15 protein-coding genes are annotated in these 9,029 nt (G+C 69.2%); 5 read left to right on the top strand and 10 right to left on the bottom strand.

All coding sequences use genetic code 11. The features are described 5' to 3' along the window. Positions 1 to 8: 8 nt before the first annotated feature. The 3 genes from AB0P29_RS02750 to AB0P29_RS02740 all read right to left on the bottom strand — a co-directional run bounded on the left by AB0P29_RS02750 (position 9) and on the right by AB0P29_RS02740 (position 1,775). A complete protein-coding gene (locus AB0P29_RS02750) occupies positions 9 to 764 on the bottom strand; it encodes an SGNH/GDSL hydrolase family protein (RefSeq protein ID WP_363378258.1) in 756 nt (251 codons plus the stop codon). Positions 765 to 839: 75 nt separating this feature from the next. Next, on the bottom strand, positions 840 to 1,463 hold the full coding sequence (locus tag AB0P29_RS02745) for a hypothetical protein (protein WP_363378256.1): 624 nt from the start codon (positions 1,461 to 1,463) through the stop codon (positions 840 to 842). Between the two features lie 36 nt (positions 1,464 to 1,499). Next, positions 1,500 to 1,775: a hypothetical protein gene (locus tag AB0P29_RS02740; protein ID WP_363378254.1), complete on the bottom strand. Its 276-nt coding sequence runs from the start codon at positions 1,773 to 1,775 to the stop codon at positions 1,500 to 1,502. On the opposite strand from AB0P29_RS02740, the gene AB0P29_RS02735 reads away from it, so the two are divergent. Next, entirely contained in the window at positions 1,755 to 2,210 is a 456-nt protein-coding gene (locus AB0P29_RS02735; protein ID WP_363378252.1) for a hypothetical protein, read from the top strand. The two genes, AB0P29_RS02740 and AB0P29_RS02735, sit on opposite strands and share 21 nt — an antisense overlap. On the opposite strand, the gene AB0P29_RS02730 is transcribed toward AB0P29_RS02735, so the two are convergent. After that, complete coding sequence (locus AB0P29_RS02730; RefSeq protein ID WP_363378250.1) at positions 2,194 to 2,496, bottom strand: hypothetical protein; 303 nt, start codon at positions 2,494 to 2,496, stop codon at positions 2,194 to 2,196. The two genes, AB0P29_RS02735 and AB0P29_RS02730, sit on opposite strands and share 17 nt — an antisense overlap. A 249-nt stretch (positions 2,497 to 2,745) precedes the next feature. Continuing rightward, positions 2,746 to 3,453: a DUF3800 domain-containing protein gene (locus tag AB0P29_RS02725; RefSeq protein WP_363378248.1), complete on the bottom strand. Its 708-nt coding sequence runs from the start codon at positions 3,451 to 3,453 to the stop codon at positions 2,746 to 2,748. An 81-nt stretch (positions 3,454 to 3,534) separates the two neighbouring features. Between AB0P29_RS02725 and AB0P29_RS02720 the strand changes: the two genes are divergently transcribed. Continuing rightward, complete coding sequence (locus AB0P29_RS02720; RefSeq protein ID WP_363378247.1) at positions 3,535 to 3,702, top strand: hypothetical protein; 168 nt, start codon at positions 3,535 to 3,537, stop codon at positions 3,700 to 3,702. 28 nt (positions 3,703 to 3,730) lie between these two features. Then, complete coding sequence (locus AB0P29_RS02715; RefSeq protein WP_363378245.1) at positions 3,731 to 3,967, top strand: DUF3263 domain-containing protein; 237 nt, start codon at positions 3,731 to 3,733, stop codon at positions 3,965 to 3,967. A gap of 399 nt (positions 3,968 to 4,366) precedes the next feature. Here AB0P29_RS02715 and AB0P29_RS02710 read toward each other — a convergent pair whose 3' ends face one another. From AB0P29_RS02710 to AB0P29_RS02690, 5 genes are all read right to left on the bottom strand, one after another. Then, on the bottom strand, positions 4,367 to 4,930 hold the full coding sequence (locus AB0P29_RS02710) for a DUF3618 domain-containing protein (protein ID WP_363378243.1): 564 nt from the start codon (positions 4,928 to 4,930) through the stop codon (positions 4,367 to 4,369). Further along, a complete protein-coding gene (locus AB0P29_RS02705) occupies positions 4,927 to 5,340 on the bottom strand; it encodes a phage holin family protein (RefSeq protein ID WP_363378241.1) in 414 nt (137 codons plus the stop codon). The genes AB0P29_RS02710 and AB0P29_RS02705 overlap by 4 nt, the downstream gene beginning before the upstream one ends. Next, positions 5,318 to 6,061 (bottom strand): hypothetical protein, encoded by a 744-nt coding sequence (locus tag AB0P29_RS02700; RefSeq protein ID WP_363378239.1) that lies wholly within the window; start codon positions 6,059 to 6,061, stop codon positions 5,318 to 5,320. The genes AB0P29_RS02705 and AB0P29_RS02700 overlap by 23 nt, the downstream gene beginning before the upstream one ends. Before the next feature lie 294 nt (positions 6,062 to 6,355). Continuing rightward, positions 6,356 to 6,835 carry a hypothetical protein gene (locus AB0P29_RS02695; protein WP_363378237.1) on the bottom strand — a complete coding sequence of 160 codons (480 nt, stop codon included), beginning with the start codon at positions 6,833 to 6,835 and terminating at the stop codon, positions 6,356 to 6,358. Beyond that, positions 6,835 to 8,094: a hypothetical protein gene (locus tag AB0P29_RS02690; protein ID WP_363378235.1), complete on the bottom strand. Its 1,260-nt coding sequence runs from the start codon at positions 8,092 to 8,094 to the stop codon at positions 6,835 to 6,837. Before AB0P29_RS02690 ends, AB0P29_RS02695 begins: the two co-directional genes overlap by 1 nt. Positions 8,095 to 8,177: 83 nt before the next feature. Here AB0P29_RS02690 and AB0P29_RS02685 point away from each other — a divergent pair, with 83 nt between their 5' ends. After that, positions 8,178 to 8,603, top strand: coding sequence for a MarR family transcriptional regulator (locus tag AB0P29_RS02685; protein ID WP_082886071.1), 426 nt, complete (start codon positions 8,178 to 8,180; stop codon positions 8,601 to 8,603). Beyond that, complete coding sequence (locus tag AB0P29_RS02680; protein WP_253034054.1) at positions 8,600 to 9,007, top strand: hypothetical protein; 408 nt, start codon at positions 8,600 to 8,602, stop codon at positions 9,005 to 9,007. Before AB0P29_RS02685 ends, AB0P29_RS02680 begins: the two co-directional genes overlap by 4 nt. Positions 9,008 to 9,029 lie beyond the last annotated feature (22 nt).

Below are 9,029 nucleotides of genomic sequence, written 5' to 3'. Positions count from 1 at the left end.
ATGCAGATTTAGAGCGGGGGCACGGCGGCCGCGACACTTTCCGCGAGCCGCCTGTGCCCCTCAGCGTCCGGGTGCACGCCATCGTCAAGAATCCACTCGGGGTGCCCCGTCAGTGCACCACCCACGCCCTCGACGTAGGTTCCGCCGATCTTCGTCACTTCACCCCGGACCAGCTCGCCGAGTCGGGTGAGCCTCTCCGGGTACGGGCCGCTGTCGTAGAACGGTTCGATCGCGACGATCTTGGCATCGGGGAACGCGGCGTCGAGTGCTGTAAAGAACTCCGCCACTGAGGGTTCGTACGCGCCCTCGTCGTCGTTGCGCCCACCCGAGACGAAAACAATGTCTGGATCTTCTGCGATGCGTGAGAGGCGGTCGAGGTAGGTGTCCGCACCGTCTATGGGACCTACGGTCGCGTAACCTGTGCCGCCAATCCCGTAGTTCTTCTCGAACCAGCCTTTCTCCGTGGACAGGAGATGTGTCCACCGCTCGCTGACCTTGTCTGCTAGTCCGTCACCCGCCGTGTAGGAATCACCGATGAACACCGCGACCGGCTTCTTCGCCGGCACGTACATCGATGGGAGGGGGCGCGGTGCAGCCTCGCTCCGTTGCGGCGGTGTGAGAGCGGCCGGAACTGCGATCGCGGCGGAAATCGCCAGCGCGACGACGGCGAGGCCGAGCCCCCAGACGGGCATCCCACCGTACTGCTGACGCCACCAGGCGTCTTGATTTCGATGGCGGCGTCGTTTCCCCATGCGCTCGATCATATGGGCACCGTGTTACCGGCAATCGCACGTGTAGCCCGGTTTACTGCCGACACCATCACAGCCCCCGGCTGGCATCTACGGATGCTGGCCGGGGGCTTCCGTCGTTTCCGCACCAGCCCACTGGCTTGGTCTCGGTCGGGCAAGGTGCAACAGGTCGGCACCTTCCTCGCTGAGCTGCGCTTCTGATGTGTCGCCCCGCAACCATCCGGAGAACGTCTCGATGGTGTCCTGCGCCCATTGCTGAGCCGCGCTGAGAGCGACCGGGAACAGCGGCTGATCGTTGACGATAGTCACGTCCGGGGCCGTCATCGCTGCACCCCAGAGCTTCATGCCTTGCGTGTGCTTGAGTGCAAGCCAATCGCCCGAGATGTCGTCAATGGGTATCCATGCGCGGTACACAGCGATGGAACCGCGAAGCGCAGCGAGGTGCCCATGCATGTCGATCGTGCGGGGGTTCATCGATACGAAGCTCGCCAGGACGCTGATGACGTTTCCTCCAGCGGCAAGGGCCCGAGCGCGCTGCTCGTCTGCCGCTCGAGCCGCGCGCTCCTCGACCGCAGCACTCTCCGCCCGCTCGCGCTCCCGCCGGGCGACCCTAACCGCAATGATCGTCGGGATCAGGATTGCTGCCACCGGGATGATGATGTCCCCGAGCAGGCGTAGCCCGTCGTCCGCTGCCCACGCCCAGATCTCGTCCACGCCGTCACGATAGCGGCGCGCGACGACAGCGAGCGTTCAGACCTCGCGCACCTCGAGCATCTTCCAGCCGACCGGTACCTTCGCGAACAGCGCGCCACGGTCGTCGGCTTCGACCTCACGGATCCCGTCGACGCGCCGGTACGTCGCGGTCGCGGTGAGCGCGGTACTGCCCTTGATCATCTGCACGGGCGCGGCAACAAGCTCGAAACCGTCGGGGAGCTGCGCGATCGCCGCGGCATGGATCTCCTCGAGCGAGTTGCCGGTGAGCTCGGCGGTGCGGGTCTCGTCGGGGTGGATCGTGCCGATGAACATGATCACCAGCCTACGAACGGCGATCTGCTGATGCGGCGCTATGGTGGCAGCATGTCTACGCCTCCAGTCCCAGGCACTCACCCTGTGCCGGGCAGTCAGCAAGATCTCGAGGCCCGCGTCGCGGCCCTTGAGAAGAAGAAGGCAAAGCAGGTGCGATCGTCTTGGGTCGCCGTGGGACTGACGATCGTCCTGTTCTTCTTCGGTGGACTCTTCGCGATCCGGTGGATTTCGACGCCTGATACTTACGGGACTGTCGCCGTCGTCGCTGCCCTCATCACCGTCGTGCTGACCGCCTTGAAAGTCCTATCGGAAGCGAAAGACCTGGCGCCTAGAGTTCGGCCGTATCTCGACGCGGCCGTTGCGTTGATCCCCTTGGTCGCCTCGATCAGCGCATGCGCGACGGTCGTTGCCGTCGCACTCAAGATCGCCGACTGACCGCGTTTCGCCAGACGATCACGGATCGCCGGCCGCCGCGCGCTTCCCACTCGACGCACACGACCCGGTCATTCCATCCGGTCGCCGTCGCGGGGATCCGCGTCGCCGGCCCCTCCGCCCAGGAGATCCAGGCCCACACCGGCTCGCCGCGGTTCGTCCACTCGAACGGCTGCGGACCGAACGCCTGCTGCGGGAGCGTCGTCGCGGCGCGGACGTTCGCCGACTCCATGATGCGAGCGTCGTTGAGGGTGTCGTAGTGCGCCTCGTAGCGGCGGTTCTTCGTCACGGGTGGCCGGGATCCTTCCTCCGGCCGAGGATGCCAGGATACGCGGACATCGCGCCGCTCGAGATGCCTAGCTGTGGTCGAGACGCGGCATCCGTTCGCATCTGTGCGGACTCGTTGGCACCTGTTGGCACCTGTGGCCTCTCAATGGTGACCGTTGTCAGCCGTAGGTGGTACATTCCAAGCACGACGAGCCGGTTACCGGAGCGTTGTCCGCCGGAGGCCCCACGCGCAGTGGGGCTTTCGTGCTTCTCAGGGGTCCCAGCGCCGCGCCTTCGCCACGATCGGACGCAGCTTCCACCAGAGGTCGTCGGCAAGCTTCTTCGCACGAGGATCAACCGCGGCATTCGCGTCTCGACGACGGTAGAGGTACACGGCGAGGTCGACCGCTTGGAGGCCAGGCGAGGCTGACGAGTCAGCGAACATGAGCTGCTCGATGCGCGCGAGCTTGCTGGGGCGGAAACCCGGTGTGCCGATCTTCTGGTACTGACCGAAGCGGCGTTCGTGGGCCTCCTGGTCGGTGACCTGGTCGCAGATGACGATGACTTCCTCGTTGCGCGCGGCGGCGAGGGTGTTCACGTCTTCGAGGACATGCCGAAGGCATACGAGATGCGGCGGATCAGGGTAGGAGTAGCGGGCGTTCAGACGTGCAACGTCGACGCCTTGGACGTAAAGCCTGGCCGGGAGCTGGCCGATGCCGTCCACCGCGTGGCCGTAGATCATGCCCTTCGCTCGTGTCTTGCGGTGTAGGGCTTCCCACCCGTCGGTTCCGCTCATGATCCGATGCCCGTGCAGCTCGGTCCCGAGGGGTACGCCGAAGCCGACTGCGTACTGCGCGGTGGCGTGGACTGCGGCGCCGAGCTTCCCGATGTCGTCGACGTCGATGACGAGCGCGGCAACGTAGTAGCGGTCCTGGGTGTAGGACTCATCGATGAAGGCGAACAGCACGGTGCCGAGCATAAGCTCGCGCTAAGACACTCGACACCCGAGCCTGTGGATAACTCCGCTCGATGTCTCACCCTACGGCTTAGGGTTTTCGGCATGACCGACGACGGATTCAACTCAGCATCCCAGCCGAACTGCCCCGCCTGCGGGACTGTCATGCGCGACGTCGACGGCGGCTACGAGTGCGGCGGGTGTGGCTGGTTCCAGGACGTCCCGTGGGTGGAGCGTCCGACCGCGGGGGATGGGCTGCCCAGCATCCGCTGATGTCGGACCCCCTCGGCAGGATCGAGGGATGCTGTCCACCGCCACCCTCCTCGACTTCGAAGCCCGCCACCCCGGCCACCCGGGGCACAAGCAGCAGGCGATCGAGTCCGAGCTGGGCATCAGCGCGGCACGGTACTACCAGCTGCTCGGCCGCGTCATCGACGAGCCGGAAGCGGAGCAGCTCGACCCGATGCTGGTCCACCGGCTGCGTCGGCTGCAGGACCGTGCTGATGCCCGCTGGCGTCGTCGCCGGCGGGCGAGCTAGTGCCCACGTTCTGCCCACATTCTGCCCACACTTTTGCCCGCGCTCGCCATCGCTCGCCAACGCTTCTCCCGCATAATCCCGCGGTCGGCTACAGTGTGGCGGGTGTCAGCTAATAACCACGACTTCTTCAGCGGGTCGGGCTCGTCGTACGTCATCGGCAAGGCCGTCGCGACCGAGGACGACGACTGGGACTTCTGAGTCACTGACGAAGGCCCCCGGCACTGCTCGCATGAGCGGATGCCGGGGGCCTTCGTCGTTCGCTGCGCGGTGGCCCGTGCGGTCAGTCGTCCTGTTCGTCGGACTCCTGCTCGTCCTTCGTGATGTCGTCGTCGCCGATGTCGCCCTCGGCCTGACTCGGCTTGTCCGCGATGGGATCGCTCATGATGTCTCCTCTCGGAATCAGTGCTCGCTGATGTTGGTGCGCGCCTCCTGGGCGCGGTCGGTGACGGTCCCGGCGGCGTCGGAACCCTCGTCCTTCACCGTCTGCACGGCCTCCTGGGCACGCTCCTTGACGGCGGTCGCGGCATCCTGAGCCGGCTCCTTCAGGTGGCTGGCGGCATCCTTCGCCACCTCCCCGAGCTCGTCGACGAGCGGCTGCGCCTGCTCCTTCGCCGTCTCGGCGAGCTCCTTCTCCTTCGCCGAGGCGGGGATGAGGGATGCGGCGAGAAGCCCCGCGCCGAAGGCGATCAGGCCGACGGCGAGCGGGTTGCCCTCCGCCTTGGCCTTCACGTCGTGGGCGACGCCGTGCGCGGACCCGGCGAGGTCGTGCGCGGACGAGCCGGCGTCGTCGGCGGCGCCCATGATCCGGTCGCGGACGGAGCCGACCGCGCCCTTGATCTTGCTCGTCTGGCGGTCGACGATCTTCGACGGGTTGACCTTGTCGGCCAGTGCGTCGACGTCGGTGCCGAGTTCGGCGCGGGTGCGCTCGATGTCGGCGCGGATCGCGTCAGGTGAATCGCTCATCGGTTCTCCTCGTTTCTCTTGAATGTCTCTGGGATCTCCTGCAGGGTCTCGACGGTCTGCGGCGCGCCCTGCACCTCTTTCAGTTGCTTGCGGCCGACCGTGTACAGGATCGCCGCGATGATCGCCCACAGGACCGCCACGATCACGCCCGACCAGCCCCACCCGACGAGGGTCGCGAGGGCGGCCCACAAGGCGAGGGACAGGAAGAGGACGACCATGGAGGCCGCGTACCCGGCACCGCCGAGAAGCCCGGCGCCCTTGGCGGAGGTCGTGGCCGACTGCTTCAACTCCGCCTTCGCGAGCGCGATCTCCTGCCGCATCAGCGTCGACAGATCGCGTGTCACCTCGCCGAGCAGGTCGCCGAGCGAGGTCGACGCGGCCTTGCGCTCAGAAGGTGTCGCGTCGCTCATCCGTGACCCTTTCGTCTGCGCCGCCGCGGAAGCCGGCCGACTCGTCGTAGAGCGGCGTGTCCGACGGCGGCAGTTCACCGGTCGTGTCGGCCGCGATCGGGTCGATGTAGGCCGGGTCCCGTCCGTCGACGGGTGTGGCGGGCGCGGATGCCGGGACCGCCGCCGCTGCCGGGGCGGGCGCAAGCGCGGTGCGCGAGGTCGACGGACCGCTGTCGTCGTGCGACGCCATCGCCCGGACGAGTCGCCCGGCGACGATCCCCACGACGGCCGCGCCGGCGATGAAGACGAGGGGGCGGCGCCGCGCGAACCGCTTCACCTCGTCGAGGAGGGCGGCGGGGTCACGTTCGCCCAACCACGCAGCCGCGCCGGTGAGGCGGTCGGAGACCTGCTGCACGAGGTCGGTGGCGATGCCGCCGCCCTCCGCGTTGCGGGCCATCGACCCGAGCTCCTCGCCCGCGGCCTTCAGCCCGCTCGCGACTCGCTCCTGCTGCTGCGCCGCCTGCTCCGAGAACTCGGTGCGGCTCTGCGCGTAGAGGTCCTTCAGTTGCGACTTCGCCTCGCCCGCCACGGACGCCGCCTCATCCTTGGCGGTGTGCGCGACATCCTTCGCCGCGTCGGTCGCGGTGCCGGTGACGGCGGATGCCTCATCCTTCACGGTCTCGGTCTTCCCCGACCCGGCGTCGGCGCCACCGGTACCCGTGGGTCCATATCCGACTGACATAGTTGCTCCCTTGCTCGAGGACTCCTGTCCTGGGAGCGCCACTGTGCGAGCAGGTCGAGCAAGTCGTATCGGGGTTGCGCACCAACGCGTCAAGCGGTACACGAGGGGACCGCACGCGAGGCCCGCGAGCGGACGCCGGGTTCCGCCGTCGTCGGCGCCGGGCTGTTCAGGGATGCAATGGATCCGCGGCGACATGCCGACAGACCAGGCGTGTGCGCGGCGTGTCGCGTCGGATCCGTTGCATCCGCGAGCGGACCGGGGCGGTCCACGGCGCCGCCGCCGGCCTGAGCGGCGTCAGCCCCCGCGGCCGCACTCCGACAGGGCGAGCAGGTCGAGTCCGGGGCGCCCCTGCACCGTCGACTCCGTGACGTCGACCGACACGTTCGTCTCGGCGCGACTGAGCCGCACGGTCGCGATGTCGAGGTCGACGCCGGCCGGTTCGAGCGCCCAGCCGTCGCCGAGGGCGACGGGGAGCTCCGTGACGGTCGCGGCGGCATCCGTTCCCTCCGGCAGCGCGACGGCGCCGTGGATCGTCGCGAACTCGCCCGTCGACGGGCCGCCCGGGCTGACCTCCGAATCGCACGACTGCGCGCTCGCCCCGCCGTCGGGGACGAACTCGGCGCCGTCGGGGAGAGCGGCGACGATCTCGGCGACCGCGTCCTCGGCCTGGGCGCGCACGTCCGCGTACGACGGCCCCGCTCCCGCGGAGCAGGCGGTGAGACCGATGAGGCAGGTCACGAGCAGCATCGTCGCTGCGCCGGACCGGGCGCGCATCAGCCGCTGCTTCCGCGGGCCAGCGAGGCCAGGAGCAGGCGCACGTCCTTGAGGACGGTTCCGTTCGTGCGACCGTCGCCGCTGAACAGTCGGTTGTGCAGATCGAGTCCCTGCATGAGCATCGCGCCGACCGAGCCCGTCGCCTGCTCCTCGGCGTACCCGGGGTCCAGCACGATGACCCCGGGAATGTCCTCGGGGCCGACGCCGTAGCCGATGTCGCCCACCTGGAAGCCCGCGTAGTACCGGTTGACGTCCTCCGCGGCCTGCGCCGCGTAGTAGGCCGTTCCGCTGACCGGGCGGTAGCCGTCGGTGGCCCCCACGCCGCCGGCGAGGAACCGCACGTCGAAACGGGCACCGTGCATCTCGGCCGAACTGCCGACCTGCGACCCGGCGCTGTGCTCGTAGCTGAGCGTCGGGAGCCCGGGGAGAGCGACCTCGATTCCCTTCACGATGCGAGCGTAGTCCGCACCCGCGGCCGTGGCGATCGTGTTGTTCTGCGGGCCCGACGCGAGATTCAGGGAGATCTGCGGCATGGGGGCGGCGAGCACCGTGAAGGCCACGACGGGGGCGCCGGGGTCGGCGTTGGCGACCTGCCAGTCGGCGAACGAGGTGACCGGGTCGTCCACCATGAAGCTGCGCACCGACGCGTTCGTCCCCGGGACGACGAGCAGGATGCCCGCAGCGGTCGACGGATCGCCCGCCATCTCGATCATCGCGCCGCGTTCGGGGGAGTAGAGGTAGAGGCGCACCTGACCGGCGACGACCTTCGTGAGGTACCGGCGCTCGAGCAACAGGTCGCCGAGCAGTGCCGCGTCTTCCTCCGCGCCCCGGCGACTCACCTGCTGCAACCGCTCGTCGACCCGCGCCAGGCGCGCCCGCGCCGCGTACCGGTTGGCGCGGACACGGTCGGTGGCGTCGATGCCGTCGAGCGAGCCGACGAGCACGGGCACCGTGCGGATGAGGTCGTCGCGGCGCGCGGCATCCATTTCGGCCCACCAGATCGCGGCGTCGGCAGCGGAGGTCTGCGTGAGCAGCGTCGCGATGAGCCCGGGCGTGCGGTCCAGCAGCGCCCTCACGCCGGCGCGATCGAGGGAGGCCAGCTCGGCCAGGGTCGCCGAGACGCTGAGGTGCGTCCGGTGGTGATTCGGGGTCGGCGCCGCGGCGGATGCCGGCGCCACCGGGACTCCGGGAGTCACCAAGGCGAACGCCATCGCCGCAGCGGCCAGGGCTGCGGTCGGATGGGCATTCGCGCGCATCATAGCGCTGATTGTATTGGCAGCCGGGACCGCTCCCGGCCACGCCAATCACGGACGGCCGCTCCCATGACTCATAGACTGCTCGCGTGGCAGATACCCCGACCGAGGACGCTCCGCGTTTCAGCCCGGTGATCGCGTTGCTCGCCGTCTCCGCCTCGTGGGAGGCGCAGCTCGCCGCGGAGCTGCGCGACCTCGGCATCTCGACCCGCAAGTTCGGTCTGCTCGGGCACATCGGCGCCGAGCCCGGCATCTCCTTCTCGGAGCTCGCACGCCGCTCCCGCATCACCGTCCAGTCCGCGCACGCGGCCGTGCACGCCCTCGTCGACGACGGCCTCGTGGCGGACGCGACAGCCCAGGCCGGCGCGGCCAGCGACCTGAGCGTGACGCCCCGCGGCGCGAAGGTCCTGCAGGACGCGCAGGAACGGCTCGCCGCCCTCGACCGCGCGCTGGCACAGGCGCATCCGAGGGTCGCGGAGTCGCTCGACGGCATCCGCGCCGGCGTCGTCGAATGACGCGCGCGGCACCGCGGGACCCGCTCCGCACGGCGGCGCGCTCGGCGCTGGCCGCTCTCCTCGTCGCCGCCGGCGTCGGTCACCTCACCGTCCTCCGCCGCGGGTTCCGCATCGCGGTGCCGGACTGGGCGACTCGGCTGCTGCGCACCGACAAGGACACCATCGTCGTCGTGTCGGGTGTCGTCGAGGCGCTGCTCGGCGTTGCGCTCCTCGTGCTCCCGCGCGAGCGCCGGCGCGTGGGCGTCGCGGTCGCCGCTCTGTTCGTCGCGGTCTTCCCCGGCAACGTGCACCATTGGCGCACCGGACGCGACGTGCCGGGGCTCGACTCCGACGCCAAGAGGTTCGCTCGCCTGTTCCTGCAGCCGCTCCTGGTCGCGTGGGCGCTCTGGTCGACACGCCGGTGAGTGGTCACCGTGCGGAGCCGTC

It is taken from the genome of Microbacterium sp. NPDC080220, from assembly GCF_040686395.1.
Taxonomy (GTDB): domain Bacteria; phylum Actinomycetota; class Actinomycetes; order Actinomycetales; family Microbacteriaceae; genus Microbacterium; species Microbacterium gawkjiense.
Note: the sequence above shows the minus strand (reverse complement) of the source record. Positions and strands in the feature narration are given on the sequence as shown.

Coding starts and splice junctions, on each gene's coding strand:
- AB0P29_RS02750 (WP_363378258.1), bottom strand. CDS start 764: ATGATCGAGCGCATGGGGAAACGACGCCGCCATCGAAATCAAGACGCC.
- AB0P29_RS02740 (WP_363378254.1), bottom strand. CDS start 1,775: ATGTTCATCGGCACGATCCACCCCGACGAGACCCGCACCGCCGAGCTC.
- AB0P29_RS02725 (WP_363378248.1), bottom strand. CDS start 3,453: ATGCTCGGCACCGTGCTGTTCGCCTTCATCGATGAGTCCTACACCCAG.
- AB0P29_RS02720 (WP_363378247.1), top strand. CDS start 3,535: ATGACCGACGACGGATTCAACTCAGCATCCCAGCCGAACTGCCCCGCC.
- AB0P29_RS02715 (WP_363378245.1), top strand. CDS start 3,731: ATGCTGTCCACCGCCACCCTCCTCGACTTCGAAGCCCGCCACCCCGGC.
- AB0P29_RS02710 (WP_363378243.1), bottom strand. CDS start 4,930: ATGAGCGATTCACCTGACGCGATCCGCGCCGACATCGAGCGCACCCGC.
- AB0P29_RS02705 (WP_363378241.1), bottom strand. CDS start 5,340: ATGAGCGACGCGACACCTTCTGAGCGCAAGGCCGCGTCGACCTCGCTC.
- AB0P29_RS02700 (WP_363378239.1), bottom strand. CDS start 6,061: ATGTCAGTCGGATATGGACCCACGGGTACCGGTGGCGCCGACGCCGGG.
- AB0P29_RS02695 (WP_363378237.1), bottom strand. CDS start 6,835: ATGCGCGCCCGGTCCGGCGCAGCGACGATGCTGCTCGTGACCTGCCTC.
- AB0P29_RS02690 (WP_363378235.1), bottom strand. CDS start 8,094: ATGATGCGCGCGAATGCCCATCCGACCGCAGCCCTGGCCGCTGCGGCG.
- AB0P29_RS02680 (WP_253034054.1), top strand. CDS start 8,600: ATGACGCGCGCGGCACCGCGGGACCCGCTCCGCACGGCGGCGCGCTCG.